Genomic DNA, 24,867 nt, shown 5'->3' with positions numbered 1-24,867 from the left:
GTTATTTTTGTTACTCACATGTTACTTTTCATATATGACGAGTAACACAAGTAACAAATAAATTATGGTAACGATCAGATATAAAAAGCTTAGCAGTGGTAAATTTAGTGCATATCTCGATATTTACTCTAATACCGTAGAGGGCAAAGGTAAGCGCAATTATGAATTTCTAAAGATTTATGTCGGTAAGGACTATTCCGTTCCGGGAACCCGGATTACAGAGTCAGATAAAGATAATCTTAAAATTATAAACGCCCTCCGCAATAAAAGAGAGAATGAATTGAATTTTTCGGACAATGGTTACAAGCAGCCTGCCAAAATAAATTATAACCTATTAGATTATTTTGATCAATGTTTGGCCAAAAAATTTAATTATAAATTGGAGTGTCTTATTATACACCTGAAAAGGTATTTCCCTAAAAGAGATGTTCTGATACAGGACGTGGATGACGAATTGTTAGATAACTTTCAAAGTTACCTGCTTAACCAGGTCAGTAGAAATACGACTAATGCTTATTTGTCGGTTTTTCGGCAACATTTCAACAAGCTTGTAGTTAAAGGCATAATCACCGCTTCGCCCTTTACTTCGTTTAAGATCATAGAAGAAGGCGATACCGAACGGACTACCCTCACCATCGAAGAGGTTAGGACGTTAGCTAATTTTATTCCGAAAAGAGGGAATAGTCAAATCCGGCAGGCTTTTTTATTTTCATGTTTCACCGGACTGCGGTTTTCTGACGTAAAAAAATTAGTTTATAGTGAAATTGAAAATAACCAGATTACCTTTCGGCCTGCTAAAACAACAAAAAAAATTGTCCGGGTGCCACTGACTGATGATGCCAAATCGATCTTAGAAAATTTACCAAAGCATCATATTAATAAGAAAGTCTTTTGGGATTTGCCATCGAGCCAGGTAGTTAATGTTTACCTGAAGTTTTGGGCACTGGAAGCAGGGCTAAAGAAAAATCTGCACTTTCATGCTGCGAGGCATACGTTCGCTACTATTGGACTAACGTTTGGCATGGATATTTTCACAGTCAAGGAAATACTTGGACACAGCAAAATTGAAATGACACAGGTATATGCTAAAATTGTTGACCAGAAGAAAAAATTTGAAATGCTAAAATTTCCGCCATTAATCCAGGCAGATAACATTATAAACTATCTGCTTTCAATAGGTTATCAAAAGAGACAACATCCCAATTTCCCTGATGCTTTTAAGTTTGTAAAGCCTGTTTCTGACCAATTAATAGCGGTAGTCGAAATGTTCGATGATGGAAGTTTACAGTTAGTCGGTCTGCCTGGTGATGTTGAGCATGATGGACTTACATACTGGAATGAACGTGATTCCGTTTTTGATACTGATGTAATTAACCCAACTTTGGATGAATTTAAGATTATAGAAAACACGTTTACTAAAAATAGATAGTTGAATTGTAGTTTAGTTCAATACCCGAAATCACACAAGATTGTGCTAAAATTGTATATGGGAAAATGAAATAAGGTTTCAGAATTTGTTAGATGAAAAAGGTATTCATAGAAATTATTGCCGTCATTATATTTTGCTTACTCTACAGTTTAGTGCCTCAGTTTCGCCTGGCAATTATAATCTGTGGTATTGTATTGGGACTATGGATCGTGCCGGTACAACTCATCTTATCCATTAGTTACAAAAATTGGCGGGAGGAAATTGGCGACTATTATAGCCACCTTAATTTTGAAGATCGCCTGGCGCAGATAAGAAATAATTTTAAAGGAATGACGGACGCTGAATCCCAAAAGCTGCGTTTATTCTATATACATACCCTGATATTTCACTATGTTTTTTTAGTTGTTTATGCTTTGGCAATCATGGGCTGTATCATCTATTTGTTATATTATGGCAATACTAAATCCACTCCTATAGCGGTTTCAATATCGATCTTAGCAGCCCTCATCGTTGCAATAGGCGGGTATTTTTTTGGYAGCGTTATGCTCTCGGTAAAACGGAAAAAGGTTCGTGACGAAATTTATTTTCTTTTGATTAGCAAAGACTGGAGAAAGAAATTAAAAATCGCGGGTCAATCCGAATTTACCAGTTCATTTGATGAAATTAATGGAACTTCCTTTTACAGTTTCTGGTTGAAGGGAAAGACTTTAGAGGAACGGCAGGAAGCCTTTAAACAGTTCCTAATCAGCCTGAATGAAGGCAGTAAAAATGGTGAACTCTTTCAATTTGATGAGGGCAAAATTAAAATTATTGCAGCAGTCCAAGCCAATGCCGCTAATAAGTCCCTTGCGGGTTTTCTTCGGTTTTGTATTGAAGAATGCAGAGTGCTTTCCCCAAATATCCTGCATCATAAAAATCGCGAACTTCTACGTGATATTTTTGTCCTTAATCCCGAAAAGGATTTAGTGTTTCTGGAGGGCCAGCGCTATGTCACCACAGCGCCTGAATACACGGATGTGTATAGTCACGCTCTCAAAAAATAAATTAAAACACAAACCCTGATAATGCTTAAAGACTTAATCTAAACACGGTCATTCGATACCGACCAATCGTTCGTATAGGTTTATATTATGCTATTTATTTGCTTCCGAATCAATACGGAACGTAAATGAATATCAATGAAAACACCCGCGTAATAGATCTGAAAGTTTCCGATCTCATTACCATTCTAAAGGAGTCTACTCCAATCCCCATCGCACCAGTACATGCGTCCGAAGACGACGATGAAATCGGCGGTTACGAAGTTGCAGAAAGAGCTACGGGCTACGCCCGGCAAACTTGCTATCAATTAAAGTCGGAAGGTAAAATTCCTTACATCGCTATGCCTTCAGGTGGTGTTCGTTTTTCCAGGAAAGAAATCCTCAGCTGGCTCATGTCCCATAAAAAATTGACCAAGGAAGAGGTCGAGCAACGGGCAAACGATTTTGTATTCAAACGCAAACTTAGAAGAAAATGAGCAGGGTTGTACCCATTTATTGGCTGCCGGGCAGCATTAGTTTTTTTTATTTATTGAATCAATACAACTTAATGGAACGTATGAATTGTAAACAGGCAAAACAAATCTCAATCGTAGAATACCTGGCAAAATGCGGGATCAATCCCGTTTATGTGAGAGGCAACAATCATTGGTACCAATCCCCGCTGCGGGACGAAAATCACGCCTCTTTCAAAGTGGACAGCCATAAGAACCTATGGTTTGATCATGGCGTGGGCGAGGGCGGTAACTTCATCGACTTAGGCATCCGGCTGCACCATTGCTCGGTCGAAGAACTACTGGCGCGTCTGTCTGCGGACAATAACGCTCTTTCTTTTCACCCGCTTTCTGAGGTTCCGGGGGAACTTGTTACCACGAAACTTGTTCGCAACGCTCATAATACGGATGAACCACGAATCAACGTACTGGACGTTTCGCCATTGCAAAGTCTCGATCTGATCGCCTACATTAATAGCCGGGGTGTCGACCTCACAACCGTCCGCTGGTATTGCCGGGAGATCAAGTTCAGCATTAAAGATAAGACCTACACCGCTGTCGGATTTGAGAACCGATCCGGCGGCTATGAGCTGCGCAATCAATGGTTTAAAGGATCATCATCGCCAAAGGACATTACGGTAATCAGCACCCATGACAACGCGCAGGCAGTATGCCTGATCGAAGGGTTTATGGATTTTCTTTCCTTGCAGCGATTGCGCAAAATGCCCGATGTGCCCACCGACATCATTGTGTTAAATTCGGTTTCCCTCATCGGCAGAAGCATCGAATTGCTCAACAAATACCAGGACGTTTATCAATACCTGAACCACGATAAGACCGGTTATTCCACTGCTGAAAAACTGAAAGCGGCGGGCATCCAAACAATTGATGCCAGCGGCTTTTACCAACAGTATAACGACATCAATGCTTTTTTGCTGGCAACAAAACAACAGGTTCCGAGGCAGGAAATTAAGTCACAAACACATGAAAGACCGGGACATGGTTTACACCGATGAAGACCCGCATATATACAGCTATGGGAATAGCTGTATATATCCGCTTTTTGCGGAGCCAGCTATGTTTCGGCCCTGCCGAAACTCGCTGGCCCCCCTTCATGCTATCGCATTTGGGGGGATTAGGAAAGATTTTATTAAGACAGATTTATGCTTTATCAGCCTGGATTTTAAAGTAAGTCAAATGAAGGAGACACAGAAAGTAAGAGTAGTAAACAAGGGTGGCCGCCCGAAGGCGCAAATAAAAAGAGATTGCCAGTTGACGGTGATGTGTAATATTATAGAGAAAAAGATGATACAGGCCAATGCCAGACGGGCCAGGACAAACGTATCAATTTATCTCCGTCAAGTAGGATTAAATGACCGGATAACGGTGAAGACATTGCCGAAGGAAGTGTTGCAATTTACCGGCACCTTAAATCACATGGCGGCCAATTTAAATCAGATCGCCAGGAAGCGGAACAAGGGTGAAGATTTAAATACGCTCGACAGAGCATTGTTGAACCAGGAAGTCAGAGGCTTACAGAGTATCGTAAAAGAGGTTAAAAATTATTTGGCATGATCGGGAAAATCACTACCGGTAAAAGTTTTCGCGGCTGCATGAGCTACCTGCATGAAGGCCGGTTGCAGGAGAATGAGGAACTGCAAAAGCTGGAAATGGAAAAAAAGCAGGCCGAGGTTATTTATTATAACCAGTGCTTTGGCAACAAGAAAGAACTGATCCGGCAATTTGTAGAGGTAGCGCAATTGAACCCGAATGTCAGCAAGCCCGTGTTCCACGCCAGTATCAGTTTTGACCTGGCCGACAATGGTAAACTCAGCACCCAGGACAGGATCGATATTGCTCAAGAGTTGGCCAAAGAGTTTGATTTTGCAGATAGACAATACGTAGTGATTACCCATGCCGATACCGAACATGAACACCTGCATATTGTTGCCAACCGGATCGGGTTAGAGGGGCCGACCGCGAGCGACAGTAACAGTTATCGGCGCATGGCTGAATATTGCAGACGAATGGAACAGGCGTACAATTTAACCAAAGTACTAAGCCCTAACAAATTCCTGAAACCGGAACAGCGGGTGGCACAAAGCCAGCGGGTAGACCAACGCAAGGAGCTTCTAAAGAAACATTTGGCTAAGGCGGTTAAGCAATGCAAAAGCGTAAAGGAAGTCAAAAGCTTTATTGAGCAGAAAGGCTATCAGGTGGAACTTGGGCGAGGTATTGCTTTTACCGATCAACAGCATGTCAGGTTCAAAGGCAGCCAGGTTGGTTACAGCCTGGCCGACATTGAAAAGAAAATCCGGCAGGAGCAGACACAGCGGCAAGTACAGCAAATGCAGGTAAAAAGTCAGGCACGCGATCAACGTCAGGCGCATGGGCAGGAACCACCCAAAAGTCTGGCCGATCAGTTACGGGAAGTGATTAGCGGGAATGAGCAAAAGGAGCAGAAAACCTATTTGAAGCAGGAGCCAGAAACGCATTATTTAAGGGCAGCGCTGGCAGCTGGCGGCGAATTGTTTGCTGGCCTGCTTCAAAATATACCGCAAGAAGAACCGGAAACGCCAAGCAAAAAGAAGAAAAAAAAATTAGGCCAGGATCAAAGCTACCACATAAGCAGGTAGGAAAATTAAATTGTTAAACCATTAATTAATGATAATATGAAGAATGAAGCAACAGCAATCGATGAAGTGACTATGACAGATATGCTCAAAAATATTTTCGAGCATGAAGAAAAAATGCAGAAATACATGGAAACCCAGGCAGTAGCGATTAAGGAAAAAGACACCATGATCGAACGATTGCTCACCGAAAGCAAGAAGCAAAAAGAAGAATTTGCAACCAAGCTGGCCAATATTAAAGTGACTGCGCCAGCTCCTGATCTGTCCGTGGTAAAGGAAGCGATTACTGCCGGGCTTGCAGGCATCACTAAAAGCTTGGCTACAGACTTTGTTGCTATCAGAGAGACGATCAACAGAGGCCCTGCCCCGATCACACGGAAACTTCAGCTATTCACAGATGCCAAAACGCCTGAGCAATACAAAGCGGTGCTTTCATGGATCGTCTTTGGATTGATAGGCCTGGTAACATCTGTCGGCACCATTATGCTGATCTGGCACTATATGAATTTAACCCACGTCCGTTAATTCAATTCTGCCATGAACCCATTAAATATAGGGCAGCGGTTTTGGCGGCTGCCCTGCCAAACAACCAAAAAAATTAGTAAATTTGATTAACGATGGATAAGAGTATGGAAACACAAATTTTGACAGACGAAAGCGGTGAACCGACAAGAGTGGTGATGGATTACCAAACCTACGTTGAAATGTACCGGCAATTAAACCTGCCGTTACCCCCTGCTAAAATCGTACAGGCGCGCAATCCGCTCGACTGGTATACCAAGACAGAAAGCGCTAACTCTATATTAAACGGATTGGTAGCACTGGCCTCGCGGGAAAAAATGAAAGAATCTGAAAAGGCCAATCCTGATCAGCAGCGCATCGAGGAATTGCTGGCTTTACGCAAAGAGGCTATTGAGGCGGTAAACAACAATGATAATTTTTCCAGCCTGGAGCGGATGGATCAGGTCATTGAAAAATACGGTCCTATTTTATTAGCGGAGAAAAAAAAAATCCCGATTTAAGTTCAGCGTATGGAGTAGACCGAACCGAGTCCTTAAAGAACTTGTACACGCTCTCTGAACAACGGTTTGACAAAATTCAACAGATCATTATTGAAGATAACACGGCTATTGCTAAACCATCCGATAGCCCCGTGGTCATTATCTTAGGTGCCCAGCCTGGTGCGGGCAAAACAGAGTTAGAAAGAATCGCCAGGGCCGAATTGGGTGGTAATATTATTAATTGTAATGCAGACTTGTTCAGAGATTATCACCCTGACGCCCACGAGATCAAATCCCGCTTTGAATCCTACTATCCTTCACTTACTGCCAAATACGCCCAGGATTGGAATAATGGTTTGAGGGCTTACTGCGAAGACAACCGGCTTAACTATATACTGGAAACAACGTTTTCGTCCGGCCCAGAGATGAATAAGACCATCGATGAACTTCAACAAAAGGGCTACCGTGTAGAGATTAAGCTGCTGGCTATCCATCCCCGGCTGAGTTTGTTGGGCACCCACCTGCGCTTTGAGGACATGAAGTCCCAGGAGAAAGGTGGCAGAATGGTCGGCAAGGAAGTGCATGACCAAAAATATGAGATGGTTGCGCCCACCCTTTATACTGTACAATCTGCCGCATTGTACAACAAACTGCAAATGTATGGCCGTAGCGTTGAACCCGTTGAAGGTTCCTTTAAGTTAGGGGTTTATCTGATCGCTACCAATCCGCCTAATCCCTTGCAGTTGTTCCAGGATGAAATTGACCGGAAATGGTCGCCGGAGCTTTCAGCAAGTTTTAACCAGGGTGTTCAACATGCGGTTCATTTAATGCAGGCCAGGAACGCCGCTGAGCAGGAGATTAAAGGTTTCCTGAAAGACATGCAGAGTGAATATCCCACCCAAAAACAATTGCAGTTGCAAATGGAGCAACAAATAAAGGAGCAGGAATTTGCTGAGCACCTTAATAAGCGCATGGCGGGTGAATTGCCTCATATTGACATCAATGGAACAGATTTTACCATAGACCTGCGGTTGGGCGAGTTACGTGAAACAAAAGCACCGGGAAACAGCATCCAATTGCACCAGATGCAGGCCGGGCGTGCAGGCGAAGCCTATCTCTTTTTCTATCATACGCAAAAACATACCGTTTACGATCCCCCGGCCAATATCAAATCACTGCCGAAAAATGTTGTCGTAGTCGAAATCCCCGTTGAAGCAAAGCTCGATCCGGTAGCTACGGCAGAAATACTTGAGGTTGATATTAAAGAATTTGTCAAAGCCCACCCTATTCAAAACGAGTTGACTGCTGTGGTTAAACAGCTTTTTCAATCTGCCTTACCAGAACTAATCCAGCAAAATTTGAGGAAGGAGGAACCAAAAAGGCAAGAACAAGATCAAAAAAAAGGCAGGAACTCCGACGAAGATTTAGACCAGGGACTTGACTGGACTCCTAAAATAGGCCGGTGAAATAAGATCACTATAACACGAAAGGGTTAATGGCTATTTCAATGAAAGCAAATCACAACGCGCGAAGCGCGTTGTGATTTGCTTTCATTCTTTGAAAAACTGATATTTTATTAACCTCAATGTCCGTAGTCCGGGTGTACGTAAATGATCTGATTATTGTAACAAAAGCGAACATTCATTCGATATAAATAATTTTTAACAATTTAAAAATAAAGCAGTTACAAAACTGGCATTGCAAATGTTGCCTTTTATCCAACTGCGCTTTTTCATCTCAATCTAACCGGTTATACTAATTTAAAATATAGAGCTATGTTTAAAAATTACCTGAAAACCACATGGAGAAATCTGATCGGCAATATCAGCTTTTCGGTGATCAATATCCTCGGCCTTGCGATAGGCATGGCCAGCGCCATCCTGATCTTACTCTGGATCCAGAATGAAATGAGCCATGACAGGTTTCACGAAAAAAAAGACCGGCTTTACGTCGTTAACAACAGGGATAAATTTAATGGTGAGGTCTGGGCCTGGAGTAACACGCCAAAGGCGCTCGGACCCGCGCTAAAGCAGGATTACCCCGATGTGGAAGATGCGGTGAGGGTGAACGACTACCAAACGTTCCTTTTTACGACGGGTGATAGACACCTGAATATTGATGGCGCAGCAGCGGACCCCGGCTTTTTGAAGATGTTTAGCTTTAAGCTGATCGCGGGCAATACGGATGCACTGAAAGGCAATAATTCCATCGTCGTTACGCAAAAAATGGCGATCAAGTTGTTTGGAAACGATGACGTGATGGGCAAAACGCTCAAAATTGACAGTGCTGACAATTTTACCATAACCGGCGTACTGAAAGATTTGCCAAATAATACGGCGTTCCATTTCGAATATATCATACCCTGGTCATACTTAAAAAAGATCAACCAGGACGATAACAGGTGGGACAACAATATTACAAAAACTTTTATCCTGTTAAAGCCCGGCGTAGCGCAAGCAGCTTTTGATGCCAAGATCAAAAATATTACTATAGAACATACTAAAAACGGCGACAAAGCTACTACGCAGGTTTTTACCCAGTTGTTTAGCGATGCCTGGCTCTACTCCGATGCCAAAAATGGTGTTTATGTAGGTGGGCGTATAGAAAGAGTGAAGCTTTTTGGACTGATCGCTATTTTTATCCTGCTGATCGCCTGCATCAATTTTATGAACCTGAGTACTGCCCGAAGTGAAAAACGTGCCAGGGAAGTTGGGATCCGTAAAGTAGCAGGAGCAACAAAAGAGATGCTGGTCGTTCAGTTCATCAGCGAAAGCGTTATGCTATCTTTTTTAGCGGGACTATTGGCCATAATTATCGTAGAGTTGAGTTTGCCTGGTTTTAATCAGTTGGTGGGCAAAGAACTTTATATTGATTTCCACAACCCTGGGTATTGGTTATTTTCGATCCTATTTATCCTGTTTACAGGTCTGCTTGCTGGTAGTTACCCGGCATTTTACCTGTCTTCTTACCAGCCAGTAAAAGTCTTAAAAGGGGCTTTTAAAGCAGTAGATTCGGTAGTAACACCCCGTAAAATACTGGTTGTGCTGCAGTTTACCTTTGCCATCGCGCTTATTATCTGTACGATCATTGTACAACACCAGATAAAATTTGCCCAGGCACGTGAAACGGGTTATTCCCGCAATAATTTGATCTATGTCAATATGCAGGGCGATGTGGCCAGGAATTATGACCTGATCAAACTGGACCTGCTCAATAAATCTGCGGCAACCGCCGTTACCAAGTCTATGAGTCCTATTACGCAAAGCTACAGTGATAGCTGGGGGTTTTCATGGCCGGGAAGTACAGAGACAGACAAAAAGATTGACTTTGTACTGATGGCATCTGAAGCAGATTTTGTGAAGACCATGGGGGTAAAATTAACCCAGGGAAGAGATATCGATATCAAAAAATACCCGTCTGATTCTACCGCCTTGCTGTTAAATGAAACAGCAGTAAAAGTGATGCGGCTAAAGAGCCCGATCGGCGCATTGGTGCAAAATAATGGCGTCGACTGGCATGTAGTGGGCGTGGTTAAAGATTTTATCTACGAATCGCCCTATAAAAAAATACAGCAATTGGCAGTATACGGCCCCAAAGCATGGTTCAATATCGTACATATTAAGCTAAACCCCGCAAACACCATCGCAAAAAACATGGAGATGGTGGCACAGATCTTTAAACAATATAATCCCCGCTATCCTTTTGAATATAAATTTGTGGATGAGCAATATGCTGCAAAGTTTGAAGACGAAAACCGTGTAGGGACACTGGCGGCATTGTTCGCGGGACTGACCGTATTTATATCCTGCCTTGGATTATTTGGCCTGGCTACCTATGTGGCCGAGAACAGAATTAAGGAGATCGGTGTGCGAAAAGTCTTGGGAGCCTCGGTTACCTGTATTACCACTTTACTGTCCGTCGATTTTTTAAAGCTGGTCATTATCTCTTTTATTATCGCCTCGCCAATCGCGTGGTTCTCGATGAATAAATGGCTGCAGGGGTATAATTATCGCATCCATATCGAATGGTGGGTTTTTGCCCTTGCCGGAGGTCTTTCTATATTTATTGCAATTGGCACGATCAGCTTCCAGGCCTTAAAAGCGGCCCTGGCTAACCCGGTTAAGAGCTTAAGAAGTTGAGTCCGTATATTTTTCATATCACCCCATACGGCCTGGCCTTCCTGGGAACGATATTTACCGGGCTGACTTTTGCAGGGCAGTTATGGTTCGCTAAAAGAATTAACCGGAGTGCAAACCGTTTTCTTGCCTTAGCCATTTTAATCATTGTTTTCCGGATGGTTTGGTTATTGGGCATCGATATGGAGCTTGATGCATATTTCCCCCGCTGGCACTGGCTGCCGCTGCAATTTTCACTGGCGCTTGGTCCCCTGATCTTTTTTTATGTGCTTAAAATGATCAGACCTGGATATAAATTCCGCCCGAAAGACCTGTTGCATTTCAGCCCGTTATTACTTGAACTGGGCGCGCAGGTATGGGGGGTAAATGACAGCACTATTTATCATACGCTGACCTTTATTTCGGTAGGTATCTACCTGTATCAGTCACATAAACTGATCGAACGCTTTTACAGGCGGCTGAAATTTAATGGCGGTGATCGGCACAGGAACGAATTGCGATGGCTGCATCGCTTAATGGCTGGCTTCAGCCTGTTGTGGCTGTTGTGGATTCCATATGCCGCCGTGGATCATTTTTATTACCATGGCCGGATGGGTATCGAGGCTTATCAGCCTTTGTATCTCCTTTTGGCAATAAGCTTCATCCGGATTGCAATCATGTCCTTTTTAAAGCAAGATGCCAGCGTGCCGGTCCATACACCTTTTGTTTCCAGAACGGTACCGCCCGCGGAACTGAAGCAAAAAGGGACCTGGCTGAAGAAAGTCGTTAAAGAAAACTATTATTACCGGGACCCGGAATTAAACTTAGGCTCGCTTGCTGAAAAGCTTGGCCTGACCACCCACGAATTATCCCGGATCATCAACACCGTGCTCAAAAAAAGCTTCAATGATCTCATTAATGAATTTCGCGTTGCGGAAGTGATCCGGAAATTGCAGGACCCGGTTTATGACCGGCTAACCCTGCTGGGCATTGCTTTTGATTCAGGATTCAATTCAGAAAGCAGTTTTCACCGTATTTTTAAACAGGTAACCGGGAAAAGCCCGCTTGAATATAAAAACCACCTCAAAAAAGTACTCCCATCTTATAATATGGGAGCCCGTGACCAACTTGCGCCGTTAATTTTGAATCATGAACCGCTTCCTAGCTGGTCTCAGTCAAAATTAAATCGCAACCATATGTTTGAAAATTATTTCAAAGCCGCCTGGCGGAATTTAAAAAAGAATAAGGTTTACAGCGCGCTGAACATTGCGGGTTTGGCCATAGGCATTGTGAGCGCAGCGCTGATTTTCTTGTGGGTGGAAGATGAACTGAACTTCAATCATAATTTTACGAAGCGTGATCACCTGTATCATGTGATGCAAAATGAAAAAAGCGATGCAGGTATAAATACCAATGGCTCTACGCCCGGGCCGCTCGCTGCGGCATTGAAAGCCGATATCCCGGGCATTGTTAACAGCGGGCGTCTTAGCTGGGCAATGGATGAACTTGTTTTATCAGGTGAAAAATCCATTAAAGAAAATGGCGCGTATGCAGACCCATCGGTACTTTCCATGTATACCCTAACTTTTGTCTATGGTGACCGCACAAGGGCATTAAACAACCCTAATGATGTGGTGATCAGTGAAACGATGTCCCGCAAGTTTTTTGGTAACGCTGATCCGGTTGGAAAAACCATCAAAATGAATGCTAAAGGTGCATACAGTGTCGACGGGCTTTATAAAATAACCGGTGTATACAAAGATCTGCCTGCAAATTGTAATTATCACTTTCAATGGATTTCCCCCTACACCACCTGGGAAAATGCAAATACCTGGTTGAAGCCCTGGGGCAACAACCTTTCAGAAACGATCGTTGAACTTTCGCCAATAGCAGACACGGCAGCTATCAATAAAAAATTAAAAAACTACTTAGCCACTAAAATACCCAAAACAACCAATCAGTGTTTTTTATTTAGTATGAATGACTGGCATTTGCGAAGTAATTTTGTGAACGGCCGGCAGGATGGGGGCAGCATCAAGTATGTTAAGCTTTTCTCCATAATCGCGGTCATTGTTCTGCTGATAGCCTGTATCAATTTTATGAATCTTTCCACTGCGCGTTCGGAGCAGCGTGGTAAGGAAGTAGGTGTGCTCAAAGTGATGGGCGCAAACAAAGTAAGCCTGATAGGTAAGTTTATCAGCGAATCCATGCTGATGTCATTTATCGCGATAGTAATGGCCGTGGTGTTGCTGTACCTGTTACTGCCTTTTTACAATAACCTGGTACAAAAACAACTGTCGATCAACTTATTCCGCCCTGCCCATCTCGGGGGCCTGCTGGGTATTGGCGTTATTGCCGGGATTGTCGCCGGCTTTTATCCTGCCTTTTACTTATCATCCTTTAACCCGATAGCAGTGTTAAAAGGCATTAAGGTAAAAAGCGCTGCAAGTGTTGTTTTTATTCGCAAGGGGCTGGTGGTCATACAATTTGCCTCATCCGTCATTTTGATCATAGCTACGATAGTAGTTTACAAACAGGTTCAGCACGTCAAGGAAAGGGATCTGGGTTATAATAAAAATAAGCTCATTTATCTGGATCTGCAAGGTAACATGAAAGACCACTTCGGCAGTATAAAGAACAGTCTTATTGCAACGGGATATGTTGAGAATGCAGCGACCAGTTTACATGATGCATTACACGTATATAGCGTTGGTGAGGGCTTTAACTGGCAGGGCAAAGATCCAAATGCTAGACTGGCAATTCATTCCAATGTTGTTAGTGCCGAATATGTAAAGACCATGGATATGCAATTGATCGATGGGCGGGATTTTTACCCTGGCATTGCGGATAGCACAAGCGTGATTATCAATGAAAGTATGGCCAGGCTGATGGGACGCGAAGGTAAGCCTGGTAGTATAATAAGGACAGGACGGTACCAGCTATCCGTCGTTGGCGTTATTAAAGATTTTATCTACAACGATATATACGGAAGTGGCGCTCCTTTAATCCTATTCAACGGCAATTATTCAGCTACGGTGATGGCCATCCGCGTTAAACCCAACGTAAACCTGTCGCAGGCGCTGGAAAAAACCCGCGCCGTTATGCTAAAGGAAAACCCTGGCGTTCCTTTCGAATACCGGTTTGCCGACAAAGATTTTAATGACCTGTTTTCCTCCGAAACGTTGATCGGCAATCTTGCCGGATTATTTGCGATGCTCGCCATTTTTATTTCCTGTCTCGGTTTGTTTGGATTGGCAGCCTATACCGCCGAACGCCGTACAAAGGAAATTGGCATCCGGAAGGTGCTTGGCGCATCAGTTACAGCGCTTGCTGGCTTGCTCGCCAAAGAATTCCTCCAATTGGTGACCGTTTCCTGTGTCATTGCTTTTCCGGTAGCCTGGTGGCTGATGCAGAATTGGTTGCAGAATTATACCTACCGGACAACCATACAATATTGGATGTTCGCTATCGCTGGGTTTGCCGCTTTATTCATTGCACTGATTACCGTAAGCTTCCAGGCCATCAAGGCAGCAATGGCCAACCCGGTAAAGACACTCCGTTCTGAATAGATCAATAACGATGATCAGTTGCCGGCCAGGTGTTGCTCATCCTCCGAACCTGATTTGCTTTGTGTTTTATGAAGATTCCAGCTGCCAAAACGATAATTAAAAGTTAAAGTCACTGCCCTGGTGTAAAAACGGGTATAGGCGTGTTGATTAAAGTTGAGTGAATGATCCAGACGGCCGGCCCGGAAGAATACAAAATATAACCTTTAAAAAAACATCATCATGAAAAAAATGATTATTTTAACCTTGTTCATCGGCTTTTCCGCTTCGATAACCGCATACGCGCAGGACAAACCCAAAAGCGAATTATACCGGACCATTGCCCGCATGGACAGTGTTTATTTCAACGCGTACAACAACTGCGATATGGATACCCAGGGGCGCATCTATTCCGACAGTATCGAGTTCTACCACGACGGAAGCGGCCTGGAAAGCTCGAAAAAAGACCTCCTGAAAGTGATCAAAGAAAATATCTGCGGCAAGGTTACACGCGAGCTTGTACCGGGGAGCCTGGAGGTTTACCCTCTGCCCGGTTTCGGCGCGGTCGAAATCGCCCTGCACCGGTTCATCAACCATGCCGAACACGATCATGTATCCGAGCCGAGCAGGTTCATCGTCATCTGGAGACACCGGGATGGCAAATGGCAGATCACCCGCGTGATCAGCACCCACGCCGGTCATTCAGCAAATTAAGTTTTTAATATCTTCCTACGGTTCCTTTCAGCGAGTCGAAGATCTTTTTCGAATCAAAACCCACGCCGTTCTTAAATACGATCTCGGTATTGCGCACGGTGCGGATGTCCTTTTCCGGGTCTCCGCCGATCAATACCAGGTCGGCGCGTTTACCTATAGTCACCGTTCCGGTTTCGTTTGCGATCCCCTCGTATACCGCCGCATTCAGCGAACATATTTTTATCGCTTCCGGGAAACTGAAACCTGCTTCGACCAGCAGTTCCAATGCATGCCGGTCCGAGTACCCCGGTATGATCCTCCCGTCATCCGTCGGGTCCGTTCCGGCCATCAGCGTGCCGCCCATCCGCACGAACTTTTTCTCCCAGGCTATTTCCTTTTTAAACACCCTTACGGCATTCGTGTCGCGGCCGGCCGTTTCCTTATATCCCTGCTCAACTGCCTGCCTGGTTTGCGGTGCCAGCGCATCCGCGCCGCCGCCCGGAATAGCCTCCCGTCCGGTACAGGGCTCAAACACGGTCAGCGTAGAAGTCAGGGCCACTTTTTTAGCGATCAGCAGCCGCATCAATTCCTCCATCTTTTTGCTGTTCTCGTCCAGCGTGAGCAATGACCGGAATACGTCGCCCGAACAAGCACCGGGCTTTTTGGCCGCGTCGAAATCACTGCTTTCCATAAAGCCGTGCTCCAGGTTGTCAATCCCGGCTTCGGCGGCTTCCCGGTAAGTCACCGAGCAAAGATGGCCCGTCACTTTCAGTCCCAGCCTATGCGCTGCCTGTACGGTGGCCTTCAGGTCCTCCGGCGTAATGTCCATATATACCTTGAATGAGGTGCAGCCGAAGTGCGCCCAGTAATTCACGATCAGGGCGGCATCTTCGGGCTTCGTAATATGCAGCATTTCGGGAACCGGAAAGCCCGATCTCTCGATATAAGGCCCCGTAACATCCATATCCGGCCCCGCCATCTGGCCCTGTTTGATCCATTCTTTCAGGTTCAATTCGGTCTGCGGTTCAATGCTCCCGGCTGTGCGCATGGTTGTCACGCCTCCCGCAAGGTATAATTGCGGGAAGGATATCGGCATTTCCTGCCCGAAATAGTACTGTCCGTCCGTTTCCGCGTAAAAAAGATGTTCATGCATCATGATCATCCCGGGAATGATCGTCTTCCCGGAGCAGTCGACAACCTTTGCACCGGCCGGGACTTCCATGCCCGCCGAATTACCCGTCGCGGCAATCCGGCCTTTGATAATGATCAGCGTTTGGTCCGCTTTCGAAGGCCTACCGGTGCCATCGACGATCTTAGCGTGTACCAGCGCCAGTGTGTCCGCCTGTACGCTGATCAATTTTTTGACCGCACTGCTGAATTGCGCAAAAGCAGGCACGGCGCTAAACAGCAGGATCGCTGTAACGCCGCCCCAAAGAAGTTTTGTTTTTAAAAAATAAGTCATAGACGAATTTAATGAATTTTCTTGTGGAAGTCCCCCTCCTGTAATGGTCAACTTCGCTTTTCATGGTTGATTATCAATATGATATAACTTGACGGGGCCTATTCGCTACGCAAGCTCTTTACCGGGTTAAGTATAGCCGCCTTAATGCTTTGGTAGCTTACCGTCGCCAGCGTAATGAGCAAAGCAGCGAGGGCGGTCACTGCAAATATCCACCAACTCATTCCCACACGATAGTCATACGCTTGCAGCCAATTGTGCATAAAATAATAAGCGACCGGCGCTGCGACCAGCATGGCAATGATCACCAGCGTTACAAAATCTTTTGAAAGCAATTGCCACAGGGTAAAGACTGTCGCGCCAAGTACCTTTCTGATACCGATCTCTTTTGTTCGCTGCTCGGCAACAAACGATGCCATACCAAATAGGCCAAGGCACGAAATAAAGACGGCCAGCAGCGCGAATATCCTGGCTAAACGTCCGATCTTTTGCTCATCCGAAAACTTTTTGGCGTATTCTTCATCGTTAAATTTGTACTCGAACGGGCTGCCGGGATTATATTTTTTAAATACCGGTGCAATTTTGCTTAGCGCTTCCTGCATGGGCAATTTTGGGTTAATACGAACAGTGATGCGGTTAACCCAATCAGGTTTCATTTGAAAGACGGTGGCTCTTGTTTGTGTATAGGGGGATTCCATAAGGATGTCCTTTACAACCCCGGTAATCACATGGTTTTTGCCGAACCAATGCATCGTTTTGCCAATTGGGTTTTTGATACCGCTAAGTTTTACCGCAGATTCGTTCAGAATAAATGCACCGGTGTCCGCAGGGATGCTCCTTGAAAAATCGCGCCCGTCTATTATTTTCCATCCTATGGTTTTGCCAAAATCAGGCGACACGAATACTTGTCCGAATGATGGGTCAAAACCCGGGGACTTTCCTGCCCAGTCAAATCCAGTATTGGTTATACTCAATTCTGTTGTAGCGTTGCTGGATTCTGCCATATCGAGTGCGCCGCCGCTGGCAATTAAGTCATTTCTCATCGGTTCATAATGCCCCCGGATTTCGGGCGTATTCATTTCAACCGTAATTAATCCTTCGCGGGTATAGCCCACCGGGCGGCTGCTTGCGAATTGTATTTGCCTGAACACGGTTATTGTACCGATTATTAAAACTATGGAAACCGTAAATTGGACTACGACCAGCACTTTGCGCGGAAGCGCAGCTAACCGGCCGGCTTTGAAAGTACCCCTTAAAACTTTGACCGGCTTAAAACCGGATAAATAAAATGCGGGATAGCTGCCTGCCATCAAACCGGTAAAGCAGGTAAATCCTAAAGCAAACAACCAGAATGCCGGGTTTGCTAAGGGTAAAGCCACTTGCTTGACCGCAATTTCATTAAAATATGGAATGGCCAGCAATACCAATAGGATAGTAAATATAAACGCCAGAAATACCACCACCATCGACTCGCTCAGGAATTGCCATATCAACTGACCACGGAGAGAGCCAATAGCCTTGCGGATGCCTACCTCTCTGGCCCTGTTTTCGCTGCGCGCAGTGCTCAGATTCATGAAGTTGATGCAGGCCAGCAATAATACAAAAGAGCCTATGATGCCGAATAACCAAATAAACTGGATGCGGCCGCCAACTGATTGACCATTTTGAAAGTTACTATATAAATGCCACCGGGACATCGGGAACACTTGTATCGTTTCGTTAATAGTTTTGTTATAGGGTGATGTAATATTTTTGATTTGTGCAGATACTTTGTCAAAACTCACGTTCGGATTAAGTTGTACATAAAGCTGCACGCCATGGTTATCCCATTTCGTTTGCTGGGTATTCCAGAAGTTTGCGGGATTTGCCCAGGGCAACAGGTATTTTGTATCCCTTAATGTTGTATTATCAGGCAGATCCTGGTAGACGCCGATAACTTTCATATCCTTAGCGTTATCAATACGCACTGTTTTATTTATTGGGTCTTCATTGCCAAACAGGGCACTGGCGGTAGCCGCCGAAAGCAGCATGGAAGAGGGATCTTTAAAAGCGCTGTAATGACCCTTAATCATTACCAGGGACAGCATTGCAGGCAGACCGGGTTCGGCCCACATACCCTGTTGGGATATTTTTGTCTCACCGGCAGTCAGCAGGTGTGCGCCGCCCGACGTAAGTGCGGACAATTTAAAGTTATTACCGTATTTGCTGCGTAATTCGTTACCAAGCGGTACAACTGTCACCCCGAAAGTCACCGTTTGACTATTGGAGGTCTGCGTAGTCATGATCTGGCCGATGCGGTCATAATGCTGATGATAGCGGTCGAAGGAGAGCTCATCATACACCCAAAGGCCAATCAGCAACGCTACCGCCATTCCGACTGAAAGGCCTGCTACATTGATAAAGGATTGCGTTTTGTTTCTTAACAAACTACGCCAGGCAATTTTTAAATAATTTTTAAACATAAGGCTGCGATTTAATTTCTTAGAAGACCATCGTGGTGTGGTTTCGTGACCCGAAATTAGCGCAGCAGGGCGTGAAAAAGGTCTCAAAGTGTAGTTTGGGCGCTCTTTTAACCAGCTTTTGTATTCCGCCGGGGTTTTCCCGGTCATATCCCGGAAAATACGGTTGAATGTGGATTTGGAATTGAACCCGGAATCCATCGCAATACCGAGCAGTGTTAGCTTATTATACGCAGGATTATGCATTTTATCAATCACTTCCGCTACCCGGTATTCATTGATAAAATCATTAAAGTTTTTTTTGAGCACCTGGTTTATAATACGGGATAAATCGTTAGGCTGCATTCCCAGCGTCTCCGCCAGTGAGCGCAAGCTAAGCTCCGCGTCCTGGTAATACAGGTTTGCCTTCATAGCTTCTGTCAGCCAAACACCTTTTTGTTTAAGGCCCGCAGGCAACAATGGCTTAAAGGGAGCCGCCTGTGGCAAAAGCCCTTCATCCGGCCTGGCCAGTGCCGATGCAGCCATCCAAATCATCATGATCGCTAAAAGTAAATACAACAGGTAACCGATGGTGCCTGGCAGCTTATGATCAAAAAAGTAATCTGCCAGCATATAAAGCATCAATAAAAGCCACGACAGGCCGAGCCCGGTAAGTAGCCGTTGCAGCCAGGTAAATTCGGACCGGTACCGGTCGCTTGTGTCATTAAATTTCATCCGCCTGTAAATGCGTTCTACCAGTTTGTTTGATGCATACAGGTAACTGCCGGCGGAGATAAATACCAGTAATTGTAACAGGGGATAGCCCACCATGAGGCTAAGCAACAAGGGGCTAAAATGCCATAAATACTTCGGTCGGATCTTAAATTCCCGCCGGGTTATTTTTAAAACATAAAAATAAATAAGGGGCCCGGGTAAAAGTAAATATTGCAGCTGAAGCCAGCTCCGGCGGGAGAAATAACCAGCCAGCCCAATATCAACTCCCAGCAGCCAAATCATCCACAGAACAACGGCGATTAAAGCCAGTGCAAGAAACCGGTTTCCTGCACGATTGATCTTTTTTGTGAACCACAATTGCAGCGCTAAACCAAGCCCGGTAAATATCGTTCCGACGAAGGCCAGGTCATAGCAGGTGATATGGAAATTATATGTGTTCAATCAATTTATTCGCACAATTGATGTTCCAAATATACAATGCATTGAAATGCAGCATATTGGCCATTTGGACATGATAAGGATTTGTAATAAAAGCGAACGTATGGGTCGGACGGTTGCCGAATATTATAGCTTACTTAATGACATTGAGTGCAGAGGACCAAGCCACGTTACGAGTAAGATACCGGTCGCGCAGATACTTTTATAAAGTAACTTTTTTGGATGTTCGTTCTCGCCGGGTTTGCCGCTTTATTCATTGCATTGATTACCGTAAGCTTCCAGGCCATCAAGGCAGCAATGGCCAACCCGGTAAAGACACTCCGTTCTGAATAGGAAAATAACGATGATCAGTTGCCGGCCCGGTGCTGCTCATCCTCTGAACCTGATTTGCTTTGTGTTTTATGAAGATTCCCGCTGCCAAAACGATAATTAAAAGTTAAAATGACTGCCCTGGTGTAAAAACGGGTATAGGCGTGTTGATTAAGGTTGAGGTAACGATCGATGCTGTTGTAATTTTCGCTATTCAATACATTATTCGCGTTGATCGTGATTGAGCCTTTGTCCTTCAGTATTTTTTGCTTCACCGCCAGGTTCACTATTGAATAAGCTCCATATATGGAACCTACAAACCGGCGTTTGGATTCATATTCAAAATCGGCTTCCAGCGATAGCTTATCGCTGCAACGGAAGCTATTGTTGGTCACCAGGTCAACGGTTGCCAATCCACCGTCATCCAAACTGAAGCCATTGGTACTGCCGCTAAATGAATTCTGGTAGATGGTTGCGGTAGTATTGGTTGTTAACCATTTTGTAAGCTCCTTATTGAAACTGATGTTTGCATTCCATGAGCGCGAACCTTGCACATTGACGGGCATGCGGGTAATCGTACTTTTGTTCGAATCAAGGAAGGGGAGTGTACGCACATAATTATGATCGATGTCGTAAGCCACCGTTATAAAAAATGTATTTTTCCAGGCCCATGATACTTCTGTATGCCAGTTCAGGTCGGGTTCCAGGTTTGGATTCCCTTTAAAATAAAGGGTCGTGGAAAGCGGCCGTCTGAATGGCACCAATTCATGATAATCCGGTCGGTTAACGCGGCGGCCGAATTGAAAATTAAAAGTGTGCTGGTCATTAAGCATATAACTTAGAAAAAGCGTAGGAAACAATTGAAAATAATTTTGATAAACAGCAGCATTTGAGAATAGCTGCTGTCCTTTCATGATGGTTTGTTCTGCCCGTAATCCCGCCTGCACGGCTAATTGCCGGTATTGCTTATTAAAATTAAAATAAGCGGCGTTGATATTTTCACTATTTGTGTTGTAATCACTTAAGGCCGGATCGATCATGTTTTGGCCCGCCGCCTGGTTGTAATAGGTGCTGTTATTATTGGTTTTTACATAGCTTGATTTCAGGCCAGCCTCTATCTTGCCATTGCCCGGCAGGCGCTGCATATAATCTGCGCGTCCACCAAAAATTTGCAGCTTTCTCAATTCATCGATGAAAACATTTTGCTGGTTTATAAAATCCCCTGATGGGTCATAGTTCATCGTTGTATTGTATTGGCCTGGTTGGTACCGATAATTGGAATAATCGGCACCGGCTGACCATTGCCTGCCGGATGTATCCGGTTTGCGCACCAACTGTATGCCGGCTGTGTAATTGAATGGTCTGTCGGCATTGAGGCCGGCAAAACTTTTACTACCCGTTTTATGGTGATTATCATCAAAGACATTCAACTCGGAATTGATATTTTCTGTTGCTGTCTGGTCTGAAATGTTGCCGGAAAGTGTTAATGTGGTTTTCTTCGACAAGTACAGGTCAAGCCCTATTATACTCTTGTAAGCCTTCTCTCCGGTCACCCGGTTGGTGGCAGAAACTTGTTCATTAAGCAAGGCATTGCCGTCCAGTATATCTGCAGCAGCGTTGCCGCCCAGCAGTGTTTTATTATAACTGTAGCTATTATTCAGATAGAAGTTGTACCAGTCGGTTTTGTAATTGAGCACCAGGCTCCCGTTATAACGATCATAATATCCCTGGCCGAAACTGGCGGTAACGCTCCCGTTCAACCCGCTTTTGATACTCTTTTTACGGATAATATTAATTATACCCGCGGTTCCCCCAGCATCATATTTTGCTGAAGGATTGGTCATGATCTCGACCTTTTGAATTTCGGAAGAAGGGGTACTGCTCAGTAAAGCGGCCAGGTCATCAGCGGAAAGAAAACTGGTCTTACCGTCGATGATCAGATTAACGCCTGGTTTGCCATTAAGCGTGATCTGCCCGTCGGGGGTGACCTGCACGCCCGGGAGCTTTTTCAATAATTCAAATGCATTGGTACCCGTATTGGCAATGTTCTGATCTACGTTGACCACTGTTTTATCGATCTGCTTCTCGATCATCGGCGTCTGCGCTTTTATGATAACCTCATTGAGCATTTTCGAAGATGGGGTTAACAACAGTAAACCCATATCAAGAACATCAGCTGAGTTGATTGCCAGACCTGATCTTTCAAAAGGCCGGTAACCCATGAGATCGGTCTCCAGCACATAGCTCCCCTGCGGTAAATCATTGAAAATGAAATTTCCTGAAAGGTCGGTGGATACGGTTTTATAAAATGTCGAATCGGGAAGTTTTTTCAACCGGATAATGACTGATGGCAGCGGCGCCTTTTTCTCATCCGCCGTCATGCCTTTAATAACACCTTGTGCGTAAGACAGCGATATGGAGGCCGAATAAATGACTGGAAGCAATAATAGCAATCGGAAACCGGGTTTCATGAGCTGTGAATTTTGGTCAATGATACCTGTTAGGAAAGCTTTAAAACAGGAAAGGGGACAGATGAAATATACGGGGCGATATACAGGTCAATTCTACAGGCCAAACCAGCCGGGATGCTGATCAGGGATATTCAGGGGGCGGTTTTGCCTTTTGGTCGACAATTGAGGTTGAAATACTGTAAATTGGTTATTATTGTTCTATTATGAACTTCCTGGAACGCATCTTACAATTTCATAAAAAGCATCGGTGGCCAATGCATGTGATTTTCTGGTCGGCCGTGCTGGTAGTTTCGATAAGTTCCAGTAAATATTATGAAGGCAAGCAAGGGGCCTATGGATTCGAACTGGTTAGTGATGGCTTATACCAACTTACCGAAATGGCGGCGGCTTATTTTTTAACCTATCTTGTAGTGCCTCTTTTCTTTTATCGAAAAAAATATGTCATAGCCGTTGCGACTTTTTTTCTTATCAGTTACCTGATTTGTGTGGCTGCCCGTGTGATCATTGTAAAAGTTTGTGAGCCCCTGGCAGGAGTCGCGCCAAAACCCTTTGAGACTTACCAGGAAATATTCACGGACGTTCCTAAATTAATGTACGTCTATTTCTTCCAGATATTTGCTGTTGCATTTGTATTTATGTGTTTGAAGGTATTGAAAGATCAGCTGGATATACAAAAACGAACACTTACCCTGGAAAAAGAAAAAGCCGAAACCGAGTTAAAGCTTTTAAAAACACAGCTTAATCCGCATTTCCTTTTCAACACCCTGAATAACATCTATTCACTTTCATTCACTTCATCACCGGTAACATCCGATTCCATCGCCCGGCTTGCAGCTATACTGGATCATATATTATACCGCTGTGAAGCACCATACGTATCCCTGGCCTCCGAGATCGCTTTAATAAAAAATTATATTGAACTGGAGAAATTAAGATACGATGAACGGTTGATCGTAAAATTTGAAATCAATGCGCCCTATGAAATAGAAATCGCCCCTTTGATCCTGCTCTCGCTGGTCGAAAACGCCTTTAAGCATGGTGCCGGAAATGACACGGGCGCCCCGGTGATCGCTATTGATTTGCAAGTCAATGAACGAAGCATGATTTTCAATATATCGAATACGGTTGCCGGGCAAAAAAATAACATGGAAAGTTCATCAGCAAACAGGATCGGCTTAAACAACCTGCGCAAACAATTGGATTATATCTACGGAAAAGATTACACACTTGAAGTGATCAGCCGGGATAAATCTTTTGAAGTAAGTTTAACCATCGATCTGAAACATCAAAAAATAGGATATGAAAAGAGTAAGGTGCTTGCTGGTTGACGATGAGCCGTTGGCTATTTCGCTGCTTAAAAAGCATGTTGAGCAGCTTGATTTTCTGGAAGTTACAGGAACTTGCCCAAATGCACTAAAAGCTTTGGAAATTCTGAAAAAAACGGAGATCGATCTGATGTTCCTGGATATCAGGATGCCTGCGATAAGCGGCCTGGATTTCCTGAAAATGCTGCACCGGCCACCCAAAGTCATCATCACAACGGCCTACCGGGAATATGCCCTGGATGGCTATGACCTGGATATTACAGACTATTTATTGAAACCGATAACATTTGATCGTTTTTTCAAAGCCATTGAGCGTTATCTCCGGAACAATAATTTAACGGATTTATCAGCAGTTCCTTTAGGTAAGGAACAGGCCGCATTGTATATTAAATCGGCACATCGGAACATTAAAGTAAACACCTGTGACATCTTATATGTCGAAAGCCTAAAGGACTATGTGAAAATTTATACCGCAGAAACGAGCATTACCACAAAATTTAAGATAAGTGATATGGAGGTTGAATTGTCAAACAAAGGTTTCCTGCGGGTTCACCGTTCCTTTATTATTAACCTGAGCCATTTGACCGCCTTCACCTCAAGTGATGTCGAAATCGGTAAAATTGAGATACCTATAGGCGAAAGCTATAAAGAATTGGTCTTTCAAACATTAAAGAAATCTTAATATTCGTCATTCAAAACCGAACGATCTTATGAACGGTTTTGTGACAATATTTATTTCAAATAT

17 protein-coding genes are annotated in these 24,867 nt (G+C 44.3%); 14 read left to right on the top strand and 3 right to left on the bottom strand.

The features are described 5' to 3' along the window. Positions 1–64 precede the first annotated feature (64 nt). The 12 genes from AC1DO4_RS08190 to AC1DO4_RS08135 all read left to right on the top strand — a co-directional run bounded on the left by AC1DO4_RS08190 (position 65) and on the right by AC1DO4_RS08135 (position 14,968). Entirely contained in the window at positions 65–1,429 is a 1,365-nt protein-coding gene (locus AC1DO4_RS08190; protein WP_477414685.1) for a site-specific integrase, read from the top strand. A 92-nt stretch (positions 1,430–1,521) separates the two neighbouring features. Further along, positions 1,522–2,472 carry a hypothetical protein gene (locus AC1DO4_RS08185; protein WP_477414683.1) on the top strand — a complete coding sequence of 317 codons (951 nt, stop codon included), beginning with the start codon at positions 1,522–1,524 and terminating at the stop codon, positions 2,470–2,472. Positions 2,473–2,597: 125 nt separating this feature from the next. Further along, complete coding sequence (locus tag AC1DO4_RS08180; RefSeq protein WP_477402053.1) at positions 2,598–2,945, top strand: helix-turn-helix transcriptional regulator; 348 nt, start codon at positions 2,598–2,600, stop codon at positions 2,943–2,945. Beyond that, positions 2,942–3,976 (top strand): toprim domain-containing protein, encoded by a 1,035-nt coding sequence (locus AC1DO4_RS08175; RefSeq protein WP_477414681.1) that lies wholly within the window; start codon positions 2,942–2,944, stop codon positions 3,974–3,976. Before AC1DO4_RS08180 ends, AC1DO4_RS08175 begins: the two co-directional genes overlap by 4 nt. Continuing rightward, complete coding sequence (locus tag AC1DO4_RS08170; protein ID WP_477414679.1) at positions 3,945–4,535, top strand: plasmid mobilization protein; 591 nt, start codon at positions 3,945–3,947, stop codon at positions 4,533–4,535. The genes AC1DO4_RS08175 and AC1DO4_RS08170 overlap by 32 nt, the downstream gene beginning before the upstream one ends. Continuing rightward, positions 4,532–5,596, top strand: coding sequence for a relaxase/mobilization nuclease domain-containing protein (locus AC1DO4_RS08165; RefSeq protein WP_477414677.1), 1,065 nt, complete (start codon positions 4,532–4,534; stop codon positions 5,594–5,596). The genes AC1DO4_RS08170 and AC1DO4_RS08165 overlap by 4 nt, the downstream gene beginning before the upstream one ends. 36 nt (positions 5,597–5,632) lie before the next feature. Next, positions 5,633–6,118, top strand: coding sequence for a hypothetical protein (locus AC1DO4_RS08160; protein ID WP_477414675.1), 486 nt, complete (start codon positions 5,633–5,635; stop codon positions 6,116–6,118). Positions 6,119–6,222: 104 nt separating this feature from the next. Next, positions 6,223–6,615 carry a hypothetical protein gene (locus AC1DO4_RS08155; protein ID WP_477414673.1) on the top strand — a complete coding sequence of 131 codons (393 nt, stop codon included), beginning with the start codon at positions 6,223–6,225 and terminating at the stop codon, positions 6,613–6,615. 41 nt (positions 6,616–6,656) lie between these two features. Then, positions 6,657–8,060 (top strand): zeta toxin family protein, encoded by a 1,404-nt coding sequence (locus AC1DO4_RS08150; RefSeq protein ID WP_477414671.1) that lies wholly within the window; start codon positions 6,657–6,659, stop codon positions 8,058–8,060. Between the two features lie 309 nt (positions 8,061–8,369). Next, the gene (locus AC1DO4_RS08145; protein WP_477414669.1) at positions 8,370–10,733 is read left to right on the top strand and encodes an ABC transporter permease; all 2,364 of its coding nucleotides are present in this window, start codon (positions 8,370–8,372) and stop codon (positions 10,731–10,733) included. Beyond that, positions 10,730–14,278: an ABC transporter permease gene (locus AC1DO4_RS08140; protein WP_477414667.1), complete on the top strand. Its 3,549-nt coding sequence runs from the start codon at positions 10,730–10,732 to the stop codon at positions 14,276–14,278. The genes AC1DO4_RS08145 and AC1DO4_RS08140 overlap by 4 nt, the downstream gene beginning before the upstream one ends. Before the next feature lie 219 nt (positions 14,279–14,497). Next, on the top strand, positions 14,498–14,968 hold the full coding sequence (locus tag AC1DO4_RS08135; RefSeq protein WP_477414665.1) for a nuclear transport factor 2 family protein: 471 nt from the start codon (positions 14,498–14,500) through the stop codon (positions 14,966–14,968). Positions 14,969–14,972: 4 nt separating this feature from the next. Here AC1DO4_RS08135 and AC1DO4_RS08130 read toward each other — a convergent pair whose 3' ends face one another. From AC1DO4_RS08130 to AC1DO4_RS08120, 3 genes are all read right to left on the bottom strand, one after another. Further along, positions 14,973–16,409, bottom strand: coding sequence for an amidohydrolase family protein (locus AC1DO4_RS08130; protein WP_477414663.1), 1,437 nt, complete (start codon positions 16,407–16,409; stop codon positions 14,973–14,975). Positions 16,410–16,507: 98 nt separating this feature from the next. Continuing rightward, positions 16,508–20,020 (bottom strand): ABC transporter permease, encoded by a 3,513-nt coding sequence (locus AC1DO4_RS08125; protein WP_477414661.1) that lies wholly within the window; start codon positions 20,018–20,020, stop codon positions 16,508–16,510. A gap of 344 nt (positions 20,021–20,364) precedes the next feature. Next, the gene (locus AC1DO4_RS08120) at positions 20,365–22,797 is read right to left on the bottom strand and encodes an outer membrane beta-barrel protein (RefSeq protein ID WP_477414659.1); all 2,433 of its coding nucleotides are present in this window, start codon (positions 22,795–22,797) and stop codon (positions 20,365–20,367) included. A 254-nt stretch (positions 22,798–23,051) separates the two neighbouring features. Between AC1DO4_RS08120 and AC1DO4_RS08115 the strand changes: the two genes are divergently transcribed. Both AC1DO4_RS08115 and AC1DO4_RS08110 read left to right on the top strand, forming a co-directional pair. After that, a complete protein-coding gene (locus AC1DO4_RS08115) occupies positions 23,052–24,125 on the top strand; it encodes a sensor histidine kinase (RefSeq protein WP_477414657.1) in 1,074 nt (357 codons plus the stop codon). Beyond that, complete coding sequence (locus AC1DO4_RS08110) at positions 24,097–24,804, top strand: LytR/AlgR family response regulator transcription factor (RefSeq protein WP_477414655.1); 708 nt, start codon at positions 24,097–24,099, stop codon at positions 24,802–24,804. The genes AC1DO4_RS08115 and AC1DO4_RS08110 overlap by 29 nt, the downstream gene beginning before the upstream one ends. Positions 24,805–24,867 lie beyond the last annotated feature (63 nt).

It is taken from the genome of Mucilaginibacter sp. P5_A6 (assembly GCF_056400585.1).
The sequence above is the reverse complement of the archived record's forward strand: the minus strand, read 5'-3'. Positions and strand labels throughout refer to the sequence as shown.

What these genes read in the sequence shown, in the direction of transcription:
- AC1DO4_RS08190 (WP_477414685.1), top strand. Translation starts at nt 65, where the DNA reads ATGGTAACGATCAGATATAAAAAGCTTAGCAGTGGTAAATTTAGTGCA.
- AC1DO4_RS08180 (WP_477402053.1), top strand. Translation starts at nt 2,598, where the DNA reads ATGAATATCAATGAAAACACCCGCGTAATAGATCTGAAAGTTTCCGAT.
- AC1DO4_RS08175 (WP_477414681.1), top strand. Translation starts at nt 2,942, where the DNA reads ATGAGCAGGGTTGTACCCATTTATTGGCTGCCGGGCAGCATTAGTTTT.
- AC1DO4_RS08170 (WP_477414679.1), top strand. Translation starts at nt 3,945, where the DNA reads ATGAAAGACCGGGACATGGTTTACACCGATGAAGACCCGCATATATAC.
- AC1DO4_RS08165 (WP_477414677.1), top strand. Translation starts at nt 4,532, where the DNA reads ATGATCGGGAAAATCACTACCGGTAAAAGTTTTCGCGGCTGCATGAGC.
- AC1DO4_RS08160 (WP_477414675.1), top strand. Translation starts at nt 5,633, where the DNA reads ATGAAGAATGAAGCAACAGCAATCGATGAAGTGACTATGACAGATATG.
- AC1DO4_RS08155 (WP_477414673.1), top strand. Translation starts at nt 6,223, where the DNA reads ATGGAAACACAAATTTTGACAGACGAAAGCGGTGAACCGACAAGAGTG.
- AC1DO4_RS08145 (WP_477414669.1), top strand. Translation starts at nt 8,370, where the DNA reads ATGTTTAAAAATTACCTGAAAACCACATGGAGAAATCTGATCGGCAAT.
- AC1DO4_RS08135 (WP_477414665.1), top strand. Translation starts at nt 14,498, where the DNA reads ATGAAAAAAATGATTATTTTAACCTTGTTCATCGGCTTTTCCGCTTCG.
- AC1DO4_RS08130 (WP_477414663.1), bottom strand. Translation starts at nt 16,409, where the DNA reads ATGACTTATTTTTTAAAAACAAAACTTCTTTGGGGCGGCGTTACAGCG.
- AC1DO4_RS08120 (WP_477414659.1), bottom strand. Translation starts at nt 22,797, where the DNA reads ATGAAACCCGGTTTCCGATTGCTATTATTGCTTCCAGTCATTTATTCG.
- AC1DO4_RS08115 (WP_477414657.1), top strand. Translation starts at nt 23,052, where the DNA reads ATGCATGTGATTTTCTGGTCGGCCGTGCTGGTAGTTTCGATAAGTTCC.
- AC1DO4_RS08110 (WP_477414655.1), top strand. Translation starts at nt 24,097, where the DNA reads ATGAAAAGAGTAAGGTGCTTGCTGGTTGACGATGAGCCGTTGGCTATT.